Source organism: Streptomyces sp. NPDC058620 (genome assembly GCF_042717135.1).
Classification (GTDB): domain Bacteria; phylum Actinomycetota; class Actinomycetes; order Streptomycetales; family Streptomycetaceae; genus Streptomyces.
This window is the reverse complement of sequence record NZ_JBHXQO010000037.1, coordinates 1-21,720: the sequence shown is the minus strand read 5'-3', so window position 1 is coordinate 21,720 and position 21,720 is coordinate 1. Positions and strand designations below refer to the sequence as shown.

Genomic DNA, 21,720 nt, shown 5'->3' with positions numbered 1-21,720 from the left:
CGTGCCCGTCGGTTCGTCCGTGTGCTGCCCGCGCTGATGATCGTGGGCGGGGCGCTCTTCGACGTCACGACACCGCCGACGTTCACGCCCGTCCCCCTCTTCGTGGCGGCTCCCCTGATCGCCGCGCCGTTCTTCTCGCGGGCCAGCACGATCCGGACGGGCGTCGCCGCGGTCCTCGTCATGGCGCTGCTGGGCCTGTTCAGCCGCACGCTCAGCCAGGTCGAGCCCATCATCGAACTGGTCACCGTGGCCACCGCCGGGCTGCTCGCCCTGTTCATCAACGGCGTCGTCCGGCGGGGCAACAAGCAGCTGGCGTCGGCCCGGGTCATCGCGGAGACCGCCATGCGGGCGGTACTGCCGAGGCCGGCCGACCGGATCGGCGGGCTCCATGTGGCCGCACGGTACGAGGCGGCCCAGGCGGACGAGTTCGTCGGCGGCGACCTGTTCGCCGTCGCGGACACCCCGTACGGGGTGCGGTTGGTGGTCGGGGACGTACGGGGCAAGGGACTTGACGCGGTCGGGGCGGTGGCGGTGGTCATCGGGGCGTTCCGGGAGGCCGCCGAGCAGGAACGCTCGCTGGAGGGTGTGGCGCAGCGCCTGGAGCGGGCGCTGGCGCGGGACGGGACGCGCCGCGGCGGGCTCGACGCGATGGAAGGGTTCATCACGGCCGCGCTGGCCGAGATCCCGCCCGGGGCCGGTCTGGTGCGGCTCGTCAACAGGGGGCACCCCGAGCCGATCCTGCTGCACGCCGACGGAAAGCTTGACGTGCTCGCGTCCGCCTCGCCCGCGCTGCCGCTCGGGATGGATCTGGGTGTGTGGCCGGACCGGTCGGACGAGTGGGCGCTGCCCGCGGGGACGACGCTCCTGATGTTCACGGACGGCCTCTCCGAGGCGCGGGACGCGGCGGGGGCCTTCTACGATCCGGCGGCCCGGTTGCGGGGGCGGATCTTCCCCGGGCCCGAGGAGCTGTTGTCCGCGCTCACCGATGACGTGCGCCTGCACACGGGCGGCCGGTCCACGGACGACATGGCGCTGCTCGCGGTCGGCCGGCCGGCGGAGGGGCAGCCGGAGCGGCGGAGGACCGTGAAGATCGTGGGCCGGGGGCCCGGGGGACCGGAATGAGCCAGTGGCTGACGGGCCGTCGGCGGTCCGACGCGACCGGCGCTGTGGAGCGGGGCCACCGTACGTAACCGAAGCGTGGCCCTCCGCATAACATTTGACGCAACGTCAGAAATGAAATGACGGGTGAGGGGTGTTCAACTCGCCCGATTGCACCCGGTTGTATCCCGTTAAGTCCAGGCCAAAGTCACGAACGATCACTCGGAACAGCTTGGAATAGAACCCGTCTGTCTATTAACGTTCGATAACGCAGCGCGGTTGTCCCAGTCGTCGTAAGAGGCGGCACCGTGCGCGTGCGCTGAATTCCGCAAGGAAACCGGGGACCCACCTACATGGGGTGAATCGAGCCACCTGTGTCTCGCGAGAGGCAGAGCGGCCCGTAGGAGACCTTCCTGCTCCGAACCCGTCAGCTAACCCGGTAGGCGAGAAGGAAGGAAAGGAGTGCGCCCACGTGGCGTCCAACAAGCCTGCCCCCGAGGCCCCGTCACCCTTCGGTACCGACACGCTCGGTGCCCAGGACAGGACCTGGGAGGAATGGAACCCCACTGCGGAGTCCATCCGTCCCGTTCGCGGCAGGCATCGCGTAGCCAAGCAGCGCGGTCTCGCTCGTAGTTCCACCGTCCTCGGGGTCGGCGTCATCGCGGCAGTCGGTGCGGGCGGCATGGCCACCGCTCAGGGCAAGCCGCCGGTCTCCATATCTCTTCCCGATTCCATCGCGGACAATCTGCCCGACGCCAAGTCCCTTCCCGGCGTCGGCTCTTTGATGTCCGACGGCCCCGACGCGAAGGACACCGCCACGGTGGCCGCGTCGTCCCCGCTCACCACCGCCGGCATCACCACCGCCGAGGCCGAGCAGGGTACGACGGACGCCGGAGAGGCGCTGCGCACCCGCATCCTCCAGCAGGCCGAGCAGCAGCAGGCCAGCGCGGACGCCGAGGCCAGGGCCGCCCAGGAGAGGGCGGCCGCCGAGAAGGCCGCCGCCGAGGCCGTGGCCCAGCAGGGCGAGGCCGAGGCCAAGGCCGCCGCCGAGAAGAAGGCGGCCGAAGAGGCCGCCGCGCGCAAGGCGGAGGCCGAGAGGCTCGCCAAGCTGGCCGCCAGCTTCACCCTGCCGGTCTCCTCGTACACGATCACCGCGACGTTCGGCCAGGCCGGCAGCATGTGGTCCTCCGGCCAGCACACCGGCCTCGACTTCGCGACGCAGGCGGGCGCACCGATCAAGGCCGTACACGGCGGGACCGTCAGATCAGCCGGCTGGCACACGTCGTACGGCTACCACACCGTCATCGAGCTCGACGACGGTACCGAGGTCACGTACAGCCACCAGTCCTCGTTGAACGTCTCCGCGGGTCAGAGGGTCAACACCGGCGACATCATCGGCCGCGCCGGCTCCACCGGCAACTCGAGCGGGGTGCACCTCCACCTGGAGGTCCACACCGCGGGCGGCTCGGGCATCGACCCGATGAGCTGGCTCCGCAGCAAGGGCCTCACGCTCTGAGGTCCGGCAGTTGAGACACCGCGTCCCGTAACCGGACGCACCTGAACCCCGGCAGCCCTGACGCACACCCCCCGACGTCAGGGCTGCCGGTTTGCCGTTTCTCGGGGCGCGGTCGTGCCGGGAAACGGAATAGCGCGGTTCGGTGACGGGGTTGAACCACCCATGACCTCACTCCGTACGCTCGGCTCCTCCGGCCTCCAGGTCTTCCCCCTCGCCCTCGGCGGCAACGTCTTCGGCTGGACGGCCGACGAGGCGCAGTCCTTCGCCGTACTGGACGCCTACGCCGCGGCAGGCGGCAACTTCATCGACACCGCCGACTCCTACTCGGCCTGGGCACCGGGCAACGAGGGCGGTGAATCGGAGACCGTCGTCGGCAAGTGGCTCGCCTCGCGCGGCAACCGCTCCGAGACCGTCGTCGCCACGAAGGTCGGCGCCCACCCCTCGTACAAGGGTCTCTCCGGCGCGACCATCAAGGGCGCGGCCGAGGAATCGCTGCGCCGGCTCGGCACCGACCACATCGACCTCTACTACACGCACTTCGACGACGAGACCGTCCCCGTCGAGGAGATCATCACCGCCCTCGACCAGCTGGTGAAGGACGGCAAGGTGCGCGAGATCGCCGCGTCCAACATCAGCCCCGAGCGGCTGCGGGCCTCGCTGGAGTTCTCCGAGCGCGAGGGCCTGGCCCGTTACGTCGCCCTGCAGCCGCACTACAACCTCGTCTCACGTGACACCTACGAGGGCGGGCTCCAGGACACGGCCGCCGCCGCCGGTCTCGCCGCCGTCCCGTACTTCGCCCTGGCCTCGGGCTTCCTCACCGGCAAGTACCGCGCGGGTGCGACGGTCGACAGTCCGCGGGCCGACAGGGCCGGCCAGCACCTGGAGTCGGAACGCGGGCAGAAGGTTCTCGCCGCGCTCGACAGGATCGCGACGGAGCGCGGCGCCGAGATCGCCACCGTCGCCCTGGCGTGGCTGGCGTCCCGTCCCACGGTCGTGGCTCCGATCGCTTCGGCCCGTACGGTCGAGCAGGTGCCGGCACTGGTCGCGGTCGCCGGGCTGCGGCTGACCGAGCAGGAGCAGGCGGCGCTGACGGACGCCTCGGCCTGACGCGTGCGGCGCGGACGACGCGCCGCACGCGCTCAATGAGCCCGACGGTGACGTGCGTCGTACGGGTGCGGGCGGTACGGCGGCGGCTGGAAAGGGGGCTGCTGGTACGGCGGTTGTTGGTACGGGGGTCCGGCGGGCGGAGTCGCCCGGTTGAGGTACGGGTTGTAGCCGCCGTACCACCGGTGCGGGGCCGGCAGCGGCGCAGGCCGCCGGGGCCCGAGCCGGCCGGCCGCGTACGTGAGCGCCGGGCCCGCGACCTCCCTGCGCTCCCACAGGTGGTGCAGCAGCTCCTGCTCCCGTACGGCGAAGTCCGGGCCCACCGCACCGCGGCGGGCCCTTCGCCGCAGCACGGCCAGCGAGGTCGCGAACGACTCGTACTCGGCCACCGACCGGGCCGCGGCCCTGCCGGCGGCCCGGCCCCGTCCGCTGCTCCAGTGCCGGGCCGCATCACGGGCCATCCCGCGGGCCCGCATCGAGGAGAGTGCCGACGGTTCGGCGGGAGAGAGCCAGCCGGCGGCCGCGTACGCGGGCAGTTCGGCGGCGAGGGTACGCAGTTCGCGCTGGCGCGACCAGATCGCCAGCCAGGTCACCAGGGCGAACGCCGGGACCATGAACGCCCCGTAGACCGCGAAGAATCCGTACCGGCCGAAGGTCGACGAGCCGTTCCACAGGGCGTGCATGCCCATGGCGAGGACGAGCCCCAGGAGCGGAACCGCGATCCGGCGGGCCCGGTGGTGCCGCGCACTGAGCGCGGCGATGCCGAAGCCGATGCCGGTGAGCACGGTGAACAGGGGATGGGCGAACGGCGACATCACCACCCGGACGAAGAACGTCCCCGCCGTCACCGACCCGAGTCCGGCGCTGCCCAACTGCTGGTCCTCGTCGAAGGCGTTGCCCAGATAGAGGATGTTCTCCGTGAACGCGAAACCGGTCGCGGTGAACCCGGCGACCACGATCCCGTCGACGATGCCGCTGAACTCCCGTCTCCGGAAGAGGAAGATCAGCAGGACCGCCGCGGCCTTCGCGCTCTCCTCGACGACCGGGGCTATCACCGTGGCACCCAGGGTGTCGGCGCTCGACGGGTCCGCGGTCGCCGTCGCGATCCAGCGGGCCGCGAACGTGTTCGCGGTGATCGCGACCAGCGCGGCGGCGCACGCACCCCAGGCGAAGGAGAACAGCAGACTCCGCCAGGGACCCGGCTCCACCCGGTCCAGCCAGCGGAAGGCCGCCATCAGCAGCGGCACGGGCAGGACAGCGAGCCCGAGCCCGACGAGGAAGCCCTCCGTGCCGGTCTGTTCGCGGACCAGGGACAGGATGAGCAGCCCGCAGAGCGCCAGTACGGAGATCACCGCACCGGCACGGAACGCCTTGCTGCGCCAGACCATGCCGACACGGCGCGGCCGGTACCGCCACTGGCCGCGCTCCGGCACGGCGCCCAGGATCTCGCCGAGCCGGTGCTCCTCGAGAACCGGGACGGCCGGCTGCGGTTGCGGGTGCTGCGCGGACCACTCGGACACTCGACGACCCTAACGAGGGGGACCGGCGCCTGACCATGGCGCGGGGGGCGCATGGCCGAGAAGCGCGGACGCGGGCACCCGCCAAAGGCCCGGACGCGGCAGGCCGGCGGGCTCAGTCGCGGGCGAACAGCAGGTCGTGCACGACGTGCCCCTTGTCCAGACCCTGGCCCTCGAACCGGGTCAGGGGCCGGAACGCGGGCCGCGGGGCGTACCCGCCGTCCGCCTGGGTGTTCGCGAAGCGGGGGTGCGCGGTGAGCACCTCCAGCATCTGCTCCGCGTACGGCTCCCAGTCGGTCGCGCAGTGGATCACGGCGCCCGGCTTCATCCGCTGTGCGACGAGGTCGAGGAATTCCGGCTGGATCAGTCGCCGCTTGTGGTGGCGTGGCTTGGGCCAGGGGTCGGGGAAGTACACCCGGAGGCCGTCGAGCGCCTCCGGTGCGAGCATCTCGCGCAGCAGGATGATCGCGTCACCGTTGGCGACGCGGACGTTGGTCAGACCCGCCCGGTCCGCGAGGCCGAGCAGATTGCCCTGGCCGGGGGTGTGCACGTCGACGGCCAGAATCCCGGTGCCCGGGTCGTCGGCGGCCATCTGCGCGGTGGCCTCGCCCATCCCGAAGCCGATCTCCAGGATCACCGGCAGCCCGTCGAACAGCTCGGGCAGATCGAGGACGCGCTGTCCGTCGATGTCCAGGCCCCACTTGGGCCACAACCGCTGGAGGGCGTCCTCCTGGCCGGCGGTGACCCGGCTGCGGCGCGGCTGGAAGCTGCGAATCCGGCGCTCGTGATGCGAGCCGGCGGGGTCGGCGGCGGGCCCGCCGGGGAAGCGGGGCTCCTGACGCAGCCGGCGCATCCGCTCGAAGGAGGCGGCACGCAGCGCAGCCGCGTCGTCCGTGGCGCCGGGCGTCTCGGGGGTGGGGTTCAGGGGCTCAGACACAATGCCCCGATTCTACGGCGGGTGGCTTCCACCCCGTGGCACGAGCCCGCAGCAGGGCCCGCCGCGCCACCTCCCTCCCGATGGGCAGGGAGGCGGTGGCGGCGGGCGAGGGCGCGTTCAGCACGTGCACGGTGTGCGGTGCCTCACGGATCAGGAAGTCGTCGACCAGCGTGCCGTCCCGCAGGACCGCCTGGGCCCTGACCCCTGCGGTGGAGGGCCGCAGATCGTCCTCCGTCACCTCGGGCAGCAGCCGGCGGACGGCCTGCGTGAACGCACGCTTCGACACCGACCGGTGCAGCTCGCCCGCCCCGTACCGCCAGTGCCGCCGGGCGATGTGCCAGGACCCCGGCCAGGTCAGGGTGTCCGCGAGTTCGCGCGGGCGCACGACGGGCCAGCTGTATCCCTCGCGGGCCAGGGCGGGCACGGCGTTCGGCCCGATGTGCACGGAGCCGTCGAAGCCCCGGGTCAGGTGCACGCCGAGGAAGGGGAAGGCGGGGTCCGGCACCGGGTAGACCAGGCCGCGCACCAGCTGTTCCCTGGCGAGCTCGTAGTACTCCCCGCGGAAGGGGACGATCCGCACCCCCGGGTCGTCGCCCGCGAGCCGGGCGATCCGGTCGCTGTGGAGACCCGCGCAGTTGACGAGGACCCTGGCCCGGACGACCTGGCCGTCCGCCGTCCGCACCGCCGTGCCCCAGGGGCGGCGGTCGATCGCGGTGACCTCGGCCCCGTAACGGATCTGCCCGCCCGCCGCGGTCACCTCCGTTGCGAAGCGGGCCGCGACGGAGCCGAAGTCGCACACGCCCGTCGTGCCGACGCGGATCGCCGCGAGACCGCGCACATGGGGTTCGTACTCCGCGATCTGTGCCGGTCCCAGCTCCCGGACCGGCAGGCCGTGCTCACGGCCGCGCTGCACCAGGCCGTGCAGCCGGGGGAGCTCGGACCGTTCGGTCGCGACGATCAGCTTGCCGGTCACCGCGTGGGCGATGCCGTGCTCCGCGCAGAAGTCGACCAGCTCGGAGGCGCCCCGCACCGCGAAGCGGGCCTTCAGGGAACCGGGGCGGTAGTAGATACCGCTGTGGATCACTCCGCTGTTGCGCCCCGTCTGATGGCGGGCCGGGCCCCACTCCTTCTCCAGAACGGTGACCCGGGTGCCCGGAGCGGTACGCGTGATCGCATACGCCGTCGACAGACCGACGATCCCGCCGCCGATCACCAGCACCTCGCAGTCGTACGCCGCGTGCGTCATCATCACGCCACCTCCCACCCCGATAGTGCACTGACCCACTGACAACGGGCTCAAACCAGGGGCGGACAGGGCGTGGCGCACATCTGCCACCGTCCCGGTGCGGACCGGGCGGGCGTACCGGGACGTACCCCACGCCTTGCGGACAGAGCGCGCGGCGAACGCGGCGCCCGGATGGTGAAGGCGGCGCGAAGGGCGGTACGCCCACGGGGGCCGGTATCCGGTACGTCGGCAGCCGGGGCCGCGCCGGGCGCCTCCCAGGGGACCGCCCGGCGGCCTACGCCGGCGCCACCAGCAGCGGCCGGGCCCGCTCCCGCAGCTCGGCGACCCGCGGCTCGTCCCCGTACGGTTCGAGCCGGTGCAGCAGATCCCGTACGTACTCCGTGGTGCGCGCCGAGGAGATCCGCCCCGCCACCTCCACCGCACGCGTCCCCGCCGCGCACGCCGCGTCGAGGTTGCCGGACTCCAGTTCGGCCACCGCCGACACGACGAGGCGCAGACCGTGCGAGCGGACGAACTCCTCCGTCGGTTGGGAGAGCGCCTGCTCGGTGAAGCGCCGCACCTGCCGGGGCGCCTTCAGATCGCGGTAGCACTCGGCGGCGTCGGCCGCGAACCTGTCGTACGAGTAGAAGCCCAGCCACGACGGGTCGGCGTCGCCGGCCCGTGAGCGTTCGAGCCAGCTCTCGGCGGCCTTGAGCGCGGCCCCCGCGGCCGGTGCGTCGCCCGCCTTCGCATGGGCGCGCGCTTCCACCAGCCGGAAGAAACTCATGGTGCGGGCGGTGGCGAGCCCGCGGTTGCGCTCGACGGCCGCCTGCGCCAGGTCCACGCCCTCGTCGGCGAAGCCGCGATACGTGGCCTGGAGGGACATCGACGCCAGCACATAGCCGCCGAGCGGAACGTCGGCGGCGGCCCGTGCCAGACGCAGGGCCTGGATGTAGTAGCGCTGCGCGGCCTCCTGCTGGCCGGTGTCGAACGCCATCCATCCGGCGAGCCTGGTCAGTTCGGCCGACGCGCCGAACAGCGCGCGGCCCACCTCGTCGCTGTACGAGCCGAGGAGCAGGGGTGCCGCGTCGACCCGTAAGCACTCCGGGACCATCGAGGAACGCCAGTCGCCGCCGCCGTACTTGGAGTCCCAGCGGCGCGCGTCCTGGGCCGCCTCCCGGAGCTTGGACACATCGCTGTGGCCGACCCGCAGCGGTGAGGCGTCGGACACCGAGTCCGGTCCGGGCTGCACCGGCACACCGGCGTGCGACCCGCGCACTCCGAGTGCGCCGAGCGCGCCGTGCGGTCCGGTCGCCCCGAGGATCGCGGCCTCCGCGGCCGTGGAGTCCCGTGCCACCGACGAGTCGGCGGGCGTTATCAGCCAGCGGGACGCGGGTGTCGCGTACGCGCTGACGGAGAAGGAACCGGCCAGGGACTGCCAGATCCCGCCGCCGCCCCGCCGTCCGGCGAGATCCAGCCGGTACAGCTCGGTCGCCGACCGCACCGCCTCGGCCACGTCCCTGGGGAACGCCAGGCCGACCTCGGGCGCCGGGTCGGCGTCCGCGAGCCCGATCTCGTGGAGCGGGACCGGCCGGCCGAGTTTGGCGCCGATCGCCGCAGCGATGAGATGGGGCGCGGCGCCCTGGGGCACCATGCCCTTGGCGACCCACCGGGCCACCGAGGTCTTGTCGTACCGAAGTGTCAGCCCGCGCTGTGCTCCGAGGTCATTGACCCGCCGGGCGAGCCCGGCGTTACTGATTCCCGCGAGGGCGAGAACCGTGCCGAGCTTCTCGTTCGGCCCGCGTTGCTCCCTGGACATGCGCCACCCCTCGACACACAGACGGCCGCCGCGTCACCCGGGAGGTGCGCGGCATTCGTACCGTGTCCTCCCCAGGGACGAACCCCGGCACTCCGGCCGCACACGCATTTGGCCGAGCCCCGAGGAATATGCCTCCCTGCCGAGAACGTCAGTAAACACAGCGTAGTTCGCCGCATCCCTACCGTTAAGGGGCAGACGTCCGTATGGCGGGAATGTTGTCCGCCGGCGGCGGCGGGCCATGGGCCCCGGGATCGCGCCCCGGGCGGGGTCCGGGGGGCGCACGAACGTGCCGCAACGGGCGTCCCGGCCGGTTCGCCGTGGCGGACCGGCCTGTGGCGGACGTGCTCCTCGTGTGTGGCCGTGCGCCTGTCCGTGCGCTCTCGTACGGCCAGGGTGCAAGCGCTTCGATGGGTGCTGCGTGGGTCGGCCCGCTGCACTGGACTCAGTGGGCTGGGGGATACCGCCGCCCCATTCCCCGCGGGCGGTGGACCGGTCCGGGAGGTGAAGCACACCTCCCGGACTGTGCGTTCTCGCGGGACGGGACCGACGGCGAGCCGGAGTGCCCGCCGTCGGTCCCGCGCGCGCCGGCCGGACAGCGCGATGCGTCGCGAAACGGGCACATGCAGTGGCGCGGCCCACCAAAAATGGCTGAATGTCGCCTATCCAGCGGGGGCTGTGCGGCCGGTCGGACTGTGGCCGGTTTCCGACTGCCCGCCAAAGGGGTGAACCGGGGTCCCTTCCCGCGCCCGCGCGCCGCAACGCCCGGAAGGCAGCCCTCCGTTGGTGGAGTCCCCGAGGAGGCGCCGCCGGGCCTTTGCCAGGGGCGCATGCAGTTCCGGCGTGCGCTGCCCGTACCCCCTCCGGTGGGCCGTTGTCGTGGCAGCATGTCCCGCAGCAGGCGTTCCTCTGTCCAGGTGCGCCGGTTTGTCCACAGCCTGTGGAGGCGGCGATGCGTTGGTTGGTGGGGTGGAGCAGTATCGCCGCGAGCTTCGGCACCGTCGGCGCGGTGGACGCGGGCGACGAGGGGCGCACGGTTCACCCCGTGGGCTCCCAACTCCTGTGGGGAGACCCCGATCCGCTGTGGGCCGTCGGGGACTGGCGGCCCGACGAGATCCGTGTCGTCACCGTCGCGACGCCCCCGGGCGCCCCCACCGCACGCATCGCCGTCCTCGGCTGCTGCGGGGCCTCCGACGAGCAACTGCGCGTCGGTCTGCTGGCCGCGCGCGGCGGAGCGCTGCGCCACCTCACCGCCTGGCCCGGCAGCTACACGGCCGTCGTCCAGATCGGCCGCCGGATCACCGTCGCCGGGGATCTGGCAGGGGCCCGCCCGGTGTTCCACACACCCTGGGCCAACGGCACTGCGTACGCCACCGCCGCCCTCCCGCTCGCCGACCTCATCGAGGCCCAGCTCGACATCGGTCATCTGGCCGCGCTCCTCGCCTGCCCCGACACCCCGGAGGCGCTGGGCAACGGCACCCCGTACGTGGGCGTGAAACGCGTCCCGCCCGGCCACGCGCTCATCCTGCGCGAGGGCTCCCGCGAGATCACCGGGTACGAGGCGGTGGCCTCACTCGCCGTGGCGGCCCCCCAGACCGATCCGGTACGAGCCGTGGAGGGCGTCCGGGACGCGCTGGTCGAAGCCGTACGCGCCCGGCTCCTGGCGCCGCGCCACGCCCCGGAAGCACTGCCGGTCGACCCCGGGCCCGTACCCGGCATGGGGCCCGCCGAGCGCCGCGCGGCCCGCGGGGCTCCCGTGCCCGGCATCGGCGCCGACCTTTCCGGAGGCAGCGCGTCCGGCACCCTCGCGCTGCTGGCCGCCGGCCTGCCCGGCCTGCCCGGCACCCTCCTCGGCCACGGCACGGGAGCGGGGGAGCGGCTGCTCGCCGTCACCTTCAACGACCTCACCACACGCGACCACGAGGACGAGCTGGAACGGGCCCGCGTCATCGCCGCCAACCCGCGGCTGCACCACGTGGTCGTCGCCGCGGGCGAGGAAGCCCTGCCCTACGCCGAGTTGGACGGCCCCCTCACCGACGAGCCCGGCCCGTCCCTCGTCGTGGCCGCGCGCCACCGCCGCCGCCTCGCCGCGGGCAGCGCCGACCACTTCGTCGGTCACGGTGCCCGGCAGGTCCTCGACGCCCATCCGGCCCGCCTGGCCGACCTCCTGATGGACCGGCGCCGGCGCCACCTGCTGCGGCCCGTCGCCGCACTCGCCAAGGCCGAAGGCCCCTCTGCGCACTCCCTGTTCGTGCCGCTTGCCGTCTACCGGGCGGCACGCAAGCTCGCCCGTACGTCGTATCGCACCGGGCTCGAAGCGGCGGCCGACCGGCTGCCGGACGCCAACAGATACGCCCCCGACCTCGACACCCCCGCCGACGCGTCGCTCTCCGCCCTCGCCTGGTCGCGGCCCGGCCCCGCGGCGCGCTGGCTCACGGGGGAGGCGCTCGCCGAAGTATCGGTTCGCCTCCAGGAGGCGGCGGTCCGGCCGACCTCCGTACAGCGCCCGGGCGAGGCCCGCGCCCGCGCCGCACTCGCCCGGCACGCCAACGACCACCGCATCCTGGAGCAGGCGGCCGAGATCCGCAGCCAGCGCCTGCACGCCCCGTTCCTGGACAACCAGGTCGTACGAGCCGCCCGGGCCCTTCCCGAGTCGCTCCGGGTCCAACCGGGCGCGCGCGCCGCGATCCTGCGCAGGGTCCTGGCAGGCGCCGGCATCCACGATCTGCCGCCGGGCTGGGGCGCCCCGTCCCACGCCACCTCGACGGCGGCCACCCGTGTCGGACTGCGCACCGCGCTCCCCGACCTGCTCGCCCTGTTCGACGCCCCGCTCCTGGCCGACGCGGGCCTGGTCGAGGCTCGGGTCGTACGCAAGGCCCTCCGGGCGGCGTCCGAGGGCGAGCCGCTCCCGCTGGACGGGCTGGCCGAACTGGCCTCCACGGAGCTCTGGCTCCGGCGGCTCCTCGCCCGCCGGGGCACCTGCTGGACGGGCACGGCCGCTCCGCGCCAGCGCGCGGTGGCGGGCGGCGTGGTCCCGGCCAGGCGAACGCTTCAGTCGTAGCGGCCGCCCGGCATCAGGTCCTACACGCAGCTGATGCGTGACTCCGCCCAGTCGGCCAGGGCCACGGCGTGGAACGGCTCCGCCGCCTCCGCCGCCTCGACGACGAGGCGAATCCGCTCCTGCCCGGCGAGTGGGACGCTCACGGGAACGGCCGCATCGCCGCCGCGCATCACCGGGGACTGCCACAGCCGCGCCCCGTCACCGTTGAACACGGAGAAGCGCACCGCCCCGAGGCCCATCGTCAGGTCGTCGACGCCGACCATCGCCTCGTAACGGGTGCACCGGCGGTTCAGCTGGATGAGTACCGAGGAGTTCGCGTGGACGGTCACCCCGTGCGGGTACTGCGTGGAACCGATCGAGAGACCCGACCGCTGCCAGACCCAGCTGCTCCGGCCGATCACCACCTCCGGCTCGGTGTGGTCACCGAACGCGGAGTACTTCATCTCGCTGACCTGGTACACCTCCGGAGCCGGCGCGGGAGGCGGGGCGGGCGCGGGCGGCTTCGGGGTGGGCTTGGGGGACGGCGGCGGTGGCGTGGGCTTCGGCGGCGGCTCCGGGCTCGGACTCGGGCTCGGACTCAGGCTCGGACTCGGGCTCGGAGGCGGAGTCGGGCTGGGAGTCGGCTTCGGGGTGGGCTTCGGCTCCGGTACGGGAGCAGGGGCCGGCGGGGCCGGAGGCCGCCGCTTCGGCGGCGGTCCGGGCGTGGGGACGACGGGAGCCACCACCGGGGGCCTGGCCACCGGCTTGGGCTCCGGCTTCGGCTGGTCGTCCCCGACCAGGGCCCACACCAGACCGGCAGCCGCGGCCACGGCCACCGCCGCGGCGATGCCGGCCTTCGCCGGCGCACCGAGGCCCTCGGAAGCCAGCGCGCCACCGGCCGACGCCCCGGACGAGCCGCCGCCCGTGGCCGCCGCGGCGGCGCCCGCACCGGTCGCACCGGCCACGCCACCCGCGACGATCCCCGCGGCCTTGAGCGAGTAACCGGCGGCGAACCAACCGATGACCGCGATGGGCAGCAGGGCCGGAATTCCGGCATTGACATGCGTCAGCTCGCCCGCGGCGATCCGGCACTTGGCGCACTCGTCAAGGTGCTTGCGGAGCCCGCGCTCCGCCCGCACACGCAGCCCGCCCCGGGCGTACGCGCCGAGCCGGTCCGCGTACTGCGCGCAGTCGCCGCCCGTCGTCAGCGCCTGGCTCACGTGTGCCTGCAGATACGCCTGCTTGAGCCCTTCGCGGGCCCGACTGGCCAGGACCGCCGTGGCGTTGGCGGTCAGTCCGAACAGCGGGGCGATCTCGCTCGGCGCCTCCTCCTCCACCGTGGTGTGCCAGAGGACCGCCTGCCAGCGCTCGGGCAGGCTGCGGAACGCCTGCATAGCTATCGACTGCTCGGCCTCGTGCATCGCCCGGACGTCGGCGCCCAGTTCCAGGGTGTCGTCGTCCGAGAGTTCCAAGGTGCGCGTCGACTGCGCGGCGAAGACCGCGAAGTCGTCGACCAGCCGCTCCCGCTTCGCGCTCTTCGTCCAGGCGGCACCGACGTGCCGTACGGCGGTCATGAGGTAGGCCCGGACGGCGTGCTCGGGCCCCTTGCCGCCGCGTACCGCCTGGAGCGTGCGCGCGAACACCTCGGCCGTCAGGTCGTCGGCGGTGTGGGCGTCGCGGCAGCAGCTGCGCGCGTAGCGGCGGACCGCACCCGAGTGCCGCCGGAACAGTTCGTCGTACGCCTGGTCGTCGCCGGCCCGCATGGCCTGGATCAGCTGGGCGTCTGACACCACGTCGTCCGCGGGGGCACTGCCGCCCTCGCGCTGCGGCGGAACGGCGTACCCGGCGGCGTCCGCGGCCTCGACCGCCCCGCCCGCCGGGGAGCTGGTGTCCGGGAAGTCGTCGACGGGTGCGGGCCAGGGACCGGGCAGGACGGTGCCACCCTCGGCGTCCCCGGTCGAGCGCCCCGGCCCGGCCTGACTCGGCACCTGGCCGCCGGTCTCCGTGCTCGCACCCGCGGCGGCGATGCCGCCGAGCGGTACTTCCTGCTGCCCGTCACCGCTCATCGCGGAAGCCCCCGTATGCGCCTTCGGACCCGAACCGGGCAAGAGTGCCACAGAGCACAATCGCCACGGACTGTAGGCCCCGGCAACCACTCATCCGAGGTGCATTTCCCGCGTGCGGGCATGAGAGATCACTCGTCCGGGGACGAACCAGCCCTCCCCGATAGGCACACGGTTGACGGCCGGGGCCGTACCGGTGCCCGCCCCCCGAGGGAGACGGACACCGGGCACATCACACGGTCCGGGACCGCAGCCCCTCCAGCAGGATGTCGAGCAGCCGTGCCGACGCCGCGGCCTGCTGGGCCGCGTCGGGCAGTGCGGGCGCCGCCGTGGCGATGACCAGCAGCACATCGGCCACTGTCACATCACCGCGGAGCTGGCCCGATTCCCGCGCCCGGTCGACGAGCCTGCCCACGACCTCCAGGAGCTCGCCCGCGCCCGTGTCCTTGTCGTCGATGGCCTCGGCGGCGGCCCGCTGGGACACCACCCGGAGGTCGGGCTGACCCACTCCCTGGCGCTGCTGCGGCACCCGCGTCGCGTCAGGGCTCTCGCCCGGCGCCGGGCCGGCAACGGAATCCGTTCCCGGCTCCCGTACCGAGGCGGTCGTCTCGTCCGCCTCGACGCCCACGCGCAGCACCTGCGGCGGCAGCAGCCGGCCCGCACCCGATGCCACGGACGTCCGCAGGAAACGGGAGAGCGCCGACCACGGCTCCTCCTCCTGCCCGAGCGCGGCCCGAGCCTGCTCGGTCAGCCGGGAGGTCTCCTCCTCGGCTATCCGCCGTACCAGCACGTCCTTGCTCGGGAACCGCCGGTAGACCGTGCCGACTCCGACCCTGGCGCGACGCGCCACGTCTTCCATCGGAGCCCCGTAACCCAGCTCGCCGAACACCTCACGCGCGGCCCGCAGTACATGTTCCAGATTGCGCTGTGCGTCCACGCGGAGCGGCGCCTGACGGGCGCCGGCCACAGCCGTCCCCGCGGTACCGACCGCTCCCACCGCTCCCACCGCGCTCAGCCGCCCATGGCCCTCGGAAGAGGACGAGACAGCAGCCTGCCAATGCGAATCCTGAATGTGCATGACTTCCCCCGGTTATGGCGTCTCCCCCCGGAGACTTCCCCGCCGTATCCGCCGAGGCGCGGAGCACAGTCCGCACCCGACACCCCGACGGGATACGAACATAGTTGAGCCCGGGTCAATTCAGAAGGGGGTAGTTCCGTACGGAGCGCCCCCCGATCGGAGCAAGGACCGGTTGGTCACTGATTCCACCCCCGCCCACCACCCCTCCCGCAACGTCTGACCTGCACAGGTGCCGCATCCGGTGGCACACGCGCGCCACCGGCCCTCCCCTGACCTCCAGTCACACAATTTGCCGGGCCTGTGGACAAATACCTGACTCCGTTGCGTCATGGGATGGTGATGGCTCCAGATTCCCGGGGGACGACCCCCGGCACCCGGCCAGGTGTGCGCATTCTCGTAGTCGGCGGCGGCTACGTCGGCATGTACACAGCGCTGCGTCTCCAGCGGAAGTTGAAGCAGAGACTGAAGAGCGGCGATGCCGAGATTGTGGTGATCACTCCCGAGCCCTACATGACGTACCAGCCGTTCCTCCCGGAAGCGGCCGCGGGCTCGATCTCACCCCGCCATGTGGTCGTGCCGCTCCGGCGGGTCCTGAACCACTGCACGATCGTCATCGGCGAGGCCGAGCGCATCGACCACGCCAAGCGCACCGCCACCGTCACCACCCTCGCCTCGGGCGAGGACGGCACCGGCGCACTCGAGATCGCGTACGACGAGATCGTCATGGCGCCCGGCTCCGTGTCGCGGACCCTGCCGATCCCCGGCCTCGCCGACTTCGGTATCGGCTTCAAGACCGTCGAGGAAGCCATCGGCCTGCGCAACCACGTCATCGAGCAGATGGACATCGCCTCCGCGACCCGCGATCCCGCCATCCGCGACGCCGCCCTCACCTTCGTCTTCGTCGGCGGCGGCTACGCGGGCGTCGAGGCGCTCGCCGAGCTGGAGGACATGGCCCGGTACACCTCGCGGTACTACCACAACATCAAGGCCACGGACCTGAAATGGATCCTCGTCGAGGCGTCCGGCCGCATCCTCCCCGAGGTCGGCGACGCGATGGGGAAGTACGCCATCCGCGAGCTGCGCGGCCGCAACATCGACGTACGCCTCGACACCCGACTGGACTCGTGCGAGGACCGGGTCGCCGTACTCAGCGACGGCTCCCGCTTCCCGACCCGCACCCTCGTGTGGACGGCGGGCGTCAAACCCGCGCCGCTCCTCGCCGCGACCGACCTGCCCCTCACCGGACGCGGACGGCTCCGCTGCGCGGCCACGCTCGCCGTCGACGGCGCCCCGCACGCGTGGGCGGCGGGTGACGCCGCGGCCGTTCCCGACCTGACCGCCGCCGCACCGGGCAGCGAAACCGCACCCAACGCCCAGCACGCGGTGCGCCAGGCCGCGGTCCTCGCGGAGAACATCCTCGCCACGCTCGAAGGCCGGCCGCTCAAGGAGTACCGCCACGCCTACGTGGGCTCCGTCGCCTCGCTCGGTCTCCACAAAGGCGTCGCGCACGTCTACGGTCGCAAGCTCAAGGGCTACCCGGCCTGGCTGATGCACCGTATGTACCACCTCAGCCGGGTTCCCACGTTCAACCGGAAGGCGCGCGTCCTTGCCGAATGGACCCTGGCCGGACTCTTCAAGCGAGAGATCGTCTCCCTCGGATCGCTGGAACACCCGCGCGCCGAGTTCGCCCTCGCCGCCGGCGGCCCCGGCAGCAACGGAAGCCGCCCCGGAAGTCCCGGGAGTCCCGAAAGCCCCAGGAGACCGGCGGCGCCCCCGAAGGACGGCGACCCGCCGAAGGCGGCCGACTGAGCCTGCGGCGCCGGGACCACGGCGCCATTCCGACGGCTTTCGTTAAGCCCCCGGCCCCACGGCCGACCCACGGCCGACCGACGGCTGAACGACCACTGTCAGTACGGACCGTCACACTGGGCGTGTGACCATAGGTGGGCCCACACGTGCACAGAGTGACCCCGTCGGCAGTGACCAACAGTGACCAGCAGCGGCGCCCCGCCCGCACGACGAGGCCCGGCCGCGCCTTGCCGGGCCTCGCCCCCGGCGCCCCTGCCCTGGCAGCAGAAGCGGGCGTGGAACCAGGCGTGGACCCGGAAGAAGAACCGGCAGAAGAACCGGCAGAAGAAGCAGCCCGCCCGAGCGGACCAGACCGACACACGAGGCCAGAAATTCCGTGAACTTCACGCGTTGGAGCGCCCGCCTTCCCGGCACGCAGCGACGAGCCGCCGCGCGGGACGACCGCAGTTCCGTCCCCGCCGCCCGCGCCGAGTGCGCCCGGCCGGAGACCGTGACCGTCCTGCCGGACGGCGAGGCGGAAGCGCCCACGGTCACGCCCGGACCGGGACCCGGTCTGGAGGCACTCTCGGCCCGCGAGATCCTCGGTCAGCTCCCGGCCCCGGTCGCCCTGCTCCACGGCGCCGACCACCGCGTCACCTACGTGAACGAGGCGTACGAGACCGCGTTCGGCCCCCGCCCCACCGGAGCCCCGGCGGCCGACGCCATGCCCGAGCTCGTCGAGCTGAGCCTGCTGCCGCTCCTGGACCAGGTGCTGCGCAGCGGCACACCCCGCACGGTGAAGTCCCGCAAGGTCCTCGGCGGCGGCTCGTACACCGTGACCTGCACACCCGTGGCCGCCTCCGGCACGGAGAGCGAGGGAGGCGTCCTCGTGTACGCCACCGACGTCACCGACCACGCCGACGCGGCCGAGCGGCTCCGCACCAGCGAGCGCCGCCACCGCGAAACGGCCGTCACCCTCCAGCGCTCCCTGCTGCCGCAGGAGCTGGAACAGCCGGACGACCTGCGGATCGCCGCCACCTACCAGCCGGGCGGCACGGACGCCGCGGTCGGCGGCGACTGGTACGACGTCATCACCCTCGGCGCCGGCCGCACGGCCCTCGTCATCGGCGACGTGATGGGACGTGGTGTGCGCGCCGCTGCGGTCATGGGCCAGCTGCGCACCGCGGTGCGCGCGTACGCCCGTCTCGATCTGCCGCCCCACGAGGTTCTTCAGCTCCTCGACGGTCTCGCCTCCGAGATCGACGCCAGCCAGATCGCGACCTGCGTCTACGCGGTCCACGATCCGAACGAGGGCCGGCTGGTCTACGCCTCCGCCGGCCACCTCCCGATCCTCGTGTGCGACGAGGACGGGGTCATCCACCGCGCCGAGGACCCGACCGGGCCCCCGCTCGGCACCGGCGGCTGGATTCACACCTCCGGCACGATCGGCCTGCCGCCGGGCTCCACCGCCGTCCTCTATACGGACGGTCTGGTCGAGCGGCGCAGCGAGGACATCGACGAAGGAGTGGCGGCGCTGGAGCGCGCCCTCTCGGGCGCCAAGGGGTCGCCCCAGGTGGTGTGCGACCGGCTCATCCGTTCGCTCGGTGTGACCGCGGATCACGACGACGACGTGGCCGTGCTGGTCGTCCAGCACCCCGCGCGTACGGGGTCCGACGCGGAGCTCTTCCACAACGCCTCGCTCGAACTGCTCGGTGGCATCGAGGCCGCTCCGCGTGCCCGCGCCTTCGCCACCGGAGTGCTCACGTCCTGGCGCTTCCCGGTCGAGCTGTGCGACCTGGGCGTTCTCGCGGCGAGCGAGCTCGTCGCGAACTCCCTCCAGCACGGCACCCCGCCGATGCGCCTCGGTCTGCGCCGCACCGACCGCCGCCTGATCATCGAGGTGACGGACGGCGACGACCACCTGCCGCGCCGCCGCCGCGCCGAACCGGCGGACGAGGCGGGACGCGGCATCTCCATCGTCGCGACGATCGCCTCGTCCTGGGGCAGCCGCCGCACTCCGGGCGGCGGCAAGGCGGTGTGGTGCGAGTTCGCGCTGCCTCAGTGAGCGGCAGCGGGCGTCGCGAGCGGTTCGGTGTCCGGCAGTGACACGGCCACGACCCGCGAGGGCACGGGCGCGAGCGAGGGCTGGTCCTGTACGGGGGTGAGCCGGCGGCCCAGCCGCAGTGCCAGCACGGTGATGCCGAGCGAGAACAGTACGAACGTCACGATGTACGGCCCGTGCAGCGTGGCCCCCATGGGCCCGCCCACGGCCGGGCCGACCGCCAGCGCCAGCTGCTTGCACAGCGCGAAGGCCGAGTTGTACTGCCCGACCATCGACTCCGGCGCCAGATCGGCGACCAGCGGAGCCACGGTCGGCGACAGCATGGACTCACCGAGTCCGAACAGCGCGTACGTCGAGATCATCGCGGCCGTCGCCATGGTCTGGCTGCCGTGCCCGAGACCCGCGTATCCCGCCACGATCCAGGCGAACGCCCAGATCACACCGACCCAGGCGATGACCCGGGTGCGCCGCCGGCGCTCCACCAGCCGCAGCACGACGAACTGCGCGACGACGATGACGGCGGTGTTGGCGGCCAGCGCGATACCGAGGGTCGAGGGCTCGATCCCGGCAGCCTCGGTGCCGTACGCCGCGAGCCCGGACTCGAACTGTCCGTAGCAGGCGAAGAACAGCACGAAACCCAGCACACACAACTGCACCATCGCCCGGTGCGAGAGCAGCACCCGGAGCCCGGCCTGGGGCGCCGTGCCGTCCGTGGGCCTGGCGTCGGAGATGGAGGGGGTACGCGGCATGCGCACGGTCCCCGCCACGACGCCGAGCACGACGAACATGACGGCCTCGATCAGGAACAGCAGGGTGAAGCTCGCCGGATCGTTCGTGTCGACGATCAGCCCGCCGAAGAGACCGCCGATCCCGAGACCCAGGTTCTGCAGGAAGAACTGCATGGCGAAGGCGCGGGTACGGGTGGAGGTGCTGGAGCACCACACCAGCATCGTGGCGAGCGCCGGCTGCATGACGGCGGTGCCCGCACCGAGCACTGCGGCTGACAGCACGGTGGTCGTGACATTGCTGGACACCCCGAGCGCGGCGGCGCCCACGGCGGCCACGGCGGCGGCGAGGATCAGCACGGGCATCGGACCGCGCCGGTCGATGGCCCGCCCGGTGAACGGCAGGACGGCCAGAGCTGCCATGGCGAAGACAGCCAGCACGACACCCGCCGTACCGGCACCAAGATCCCGTACCTGCGCCACGTAGACGTACAGATATGGAACGGTGAACCCGAGTCCGAACGCGCTCAGCGCGCTCCCCACCTGGATCCGCCGCAGCGCTGCACCCATGTCCCTGGTCACGCTCACCTACCTCAAGATCTCGAAGACATCAGACAACATCGAACTACCAAGACTCGAAGACTTTAGCACTAAAGTTAGAGAGTTAACAATTGACCTTGAAGGACTTCGATGGTGAGAGAGGGCGTGCCATACTGCCCGCCATGTCTGACACCACCGAGCCCGGCCCGCAGGAGCCGAGCCTCGACGAGCAGATCGCCGCCTATCAGCGCGAATTCCGCGACCTCGACCCCCAGGTCGAACAGGTCGTCTCGGCCCTCGGCCGCCTCAACCGCCGCATGAACGTCGCGTACGGGAGGCAGCTCGGCGCCCTCGGCATCAGCAACGCCGAATGGGAGGTCCTCAAGACCCTGGTCCTGGCCGGCACCCCGTACCGACTGGGCCCCGGCGAACTCGCCAAGCGCCTCGGCCTCACCCCGGCCGCGATGACCCACCGCATCGACCGCATGGCGGGCGAGGGCCTGGTCACCCGCGACCGGGACGAGAACAACCGGGTACGCGTCATCGTCGAACTGACCGACGAGGGTCGTACCAAGTGGCTGGAGGCGATGCGCATGGCAACCGCCTTCGAGGAAGACCTGCTCCAGGACCTTTCCGACGAGGAACGCGGCGGCCTGGGCGACATGCTGATCCGTCTGCTGCGCCGCGTGGAGCACGCCCAGCCGGACGCCGGCGGCCGCCTCACCGACCTGGACTGAGGCGCTCCGGGGAGTCCCCCGGAGCGCCAGGGGAGGGGTTGACACGCCCCTCACCGGTCCGTAAGGTTCTTCGAGTTGTCACGGGGCCGGAACGGTTCTTCGACAACCGATCCGCCGCGAACGCGGCAACCCAACTCAGCACGATCTCCCACCGGGGAGAATTTCGGCATGCCGAAATTCATTTCGAATGACTCGATTATGAGTCACCGGGAGAATCCGCTAGAGTTTGGGACGTCGGAACGGCCCAACAGCCGGGAAGACAAGCCCGCTGACTGGGAATCAGGCCCGAAAGGATCTGATAGAGTCGGACTCGCCGGAAAGGGAAACGCGAAAGCGAAGAACTGGAAAGGCGAAACCCGCTTCGACCGGGAATCGGACGCGAAAGAGTCTGATAGAGTCGGAAACGCAAGAACGAAGGGAAGCGCCCGGAGGGCCCCGGTGAAACGGGACCGAAGGAAGCGTCCGTTCCTTGAG

15 protein-coding genes and 1 riboswitch are annotated in these 21,720 nt (G+C 72.4%); of the genes, 8 read left to right on the top strand and 7 right to left on the bottom strand.

The annotated features are described in order from the left end of the window. Positions 1-36: 36 nt before the first annotated feature. From ACFWSK_RS27100 to ACFWSK_RS27090, 3 genes are all read left to right on the top strand, one after another. Positions 37-1,122 carry a PP2C family protein-serine/threonine phosphatase gene (locus ACFWSK_RS27100; RefSeq protein ID WP_383791467.1) on the top strand — a complete coding sequence of 362 codons (1,086 nt, stop codon included), beginning with the start codon at positions 37-39 and terminating at the stop codon, positions 1,120-1,122. A 283-nt stretch (positions 1,123-1,405) separates the two neighbouring features. After that, a riboswitch (cyclic di-AMP (ydaO/yuaA leader) is annotated at positions 1,406-1,559 on the top strand. A gap of 11 nt (positions 1,560-1,570) precedes the next feature. After that, entirely contained in the window at positions 1,571-2,614 is a 1,044-nt protein-coding gene (locus ACFWSK_RS27095) for a M23 family metallopeptidase (protein ID WP_383791309.1), read from the top strand. 162 nt (positions 2,615-2,776) lie between these two features. Further along, positions 2,777-3,721, top strand: coding sequence for an aldo/keto reductase (locus tag ACFWSK_RS27090; protein WP_383791307.1), 945 nt, complete (start codon positions 2,777-2,779; stop codon positions 3,719-3,721). 32 nt (positions 3,722-3,753) lie between these two features. On the opposite strand, the gene ACFWSK_RS27085 is transcribed toward ACFWSK_RS27090, so the two are convergent. The 4 genes from ACFWSK_RS27085 to ACFWSK_RS27070 form a co-directional block, all read right to left on the bottom strand. Further along, on the bottom strand, positions 3,754-5,238 hold the full coding sequence (locus tag ACFWSK_RS27085; RefSeq protein ID WP_383791304.1) for a PrsW family intramembrane metalloprotease: 1,485 nt from the start codon (positions 5,236-5,238) through the stop codon (positions 3,754-3,756). A gap of 112 nt (positions 5,239-5,350) precedes the next feature. Continuing rightward, positions 5,351-6,172, bottom strand: a complete 822-nt coding sequence (trmB, locus tag ACFWSK_RS27080) for a tRNA (guanosine(46)-N7)-methyltransferase TrmB (protein WP_383791301.1) — start codon at positions 6,170-6,172, stop codon at positions 5,351-5,353. Further along, positions 6,165-7,421, bottom strand: coding sequence for an L-2-hydroxyglutarate oxidase (lhgO, locus tag ACFWSK_RS27075; protein ID WP_383791298.1), 1,257 nt, complete (start codon positions 7,419-7,421; stop codon positions 6,165-6,167). Before lhgO ends, trmB begins: the two co-directional genes overlap by 8 nt. 271 nt (positions 7,422-7,692) lie before the next feature. Then, a complete protein-coding gene (locus ACFWSK_RS27070) occupies positions 7,693-9,216 on the bottom strand; it encodes a sporulation protein (protein WP_383791296.1) in 1,524 nt (507 codons plus the stop codon). A gap of 949 nt (positions 9,217-10,165) precedes the next feature. Here ACFWSK_RS27070 and ACFWSK_RS27065 point away from each other — a divergent pair. After that, positions 10,166-12,274: an asparagine synthase-related protein gene (locus ACFWSK_RS27065; RefSeq protein WP_383791293.1), complete on the top strand. Its 2,109-nt coding sequence runs from the start codon at positions 10,166-10,168 to the stop codon at positions 12,272-12,274. Positions 12,275-12,294: 20 nt separating this feature from the next. Here ACFWSK_RS27065 and ACFWSK_RS27060 read toward each other — a convergent pair whose 3' ends face one another. Next, the gene (locus tag ACFWSK_RS27060) at positions 12,295-14,319 is read right to left on the bottom strand and encodes a sigma-70 family RNA polymerase sigma factor (protein WP_383791291.1); all 2,025 of its coding nucleotides are present in this window, start codon (positions 14,317-14,319) and stop codon (positions 12,295-12,297) included. A 229-nt stretch (positions 14,320-14,548) separates the two neighbouring features. Next, positions 14,549-15,394, bottom strand: a complete 846-nt coding sequence (locus ACFWSK_RS27055) for a TetR/AcrR family transcriptional regulator (protein ID WP_383791288.1) — start codon at positions 15,392-15,394, stop codon at positions 14,549-14,551. A gap of 384 nt (positions 15,395-15,778) precedes the next feature. Here ACFWSK_RS27055 and ACFWSK_RS27050 point away from each other — a divergent pair, with 384 nt between their 5' ends. After that, the gene (locus ACFWSK_RS27050) at positions 15,779-17,203 is read left to right on the top strand and encodes an NAD(P)/FAD-dependent oxidoreductase (protein WP_383791285.1); all 1,425 of its coding nucleotides are present in this window, start codon (positions 15,779-15,781) and stop codon (positions 17,201-17,203) included. A 376-nt stretch (positions 17,204-17,579) separates the two neighbouring features. After that, the gene (locus ACFWSK_RS27045) at positions 17,580-19,247 is read left to right on the top strand and encodes a SpoIIE family protein phosphatase (RefSeq protein WP_383791283.1); all 1,668 of its coding nucleotides are present in this window, start codon (positions 17,580-17,582) and stop codon (positions 19,245-19,247) included. Here ACFWSK_RS27045 and ACFWSK_RS27040 read toward each other — a convergent pair. Next, complete coding sequence (locus ACFWSK_RS27040) at positions 19,241-20,539, bottom strand: MFS transporter (protein WP_383791464.1); 1,299 nt, start codon at positions 20,537-20,539, stop codon at positions 19,241-19,243. The two genes, ACFWSK_RS27045 and ACFWSK_RS27040, sit on opposite strands and share 7 nt — an antisense overlap. 152 nt (positions 20,540-20,691) lie before the next feature. On the opposite strand from ACFWSK_RS27040, the gene ACFWSK_RS27035 reads away from it, so the two are divergent. Both ACFWSK_RS27035 and ACFWSK_RS27030 read left to right on the top strand, forming a co-directional pair. After that, entirely contained in the window at positions 20,692-21,246 is a 555-nt protein-coding gene (locus ACFWSK_RS27035; protein WP_383791281.1) for a MarR family winged helix-turn-helix transcriptional regulator, read from the top strand. A gap of 168 nt (positions 21,247-21,414) precedes the next feature. After that, positions 21,415-21,720 (top strand): hypothetical protein (locus tag ACFWSK_RS27030; protein WP_383791278.1); only part of this gene is annotated, 306 nt, incomplete at its 3' end.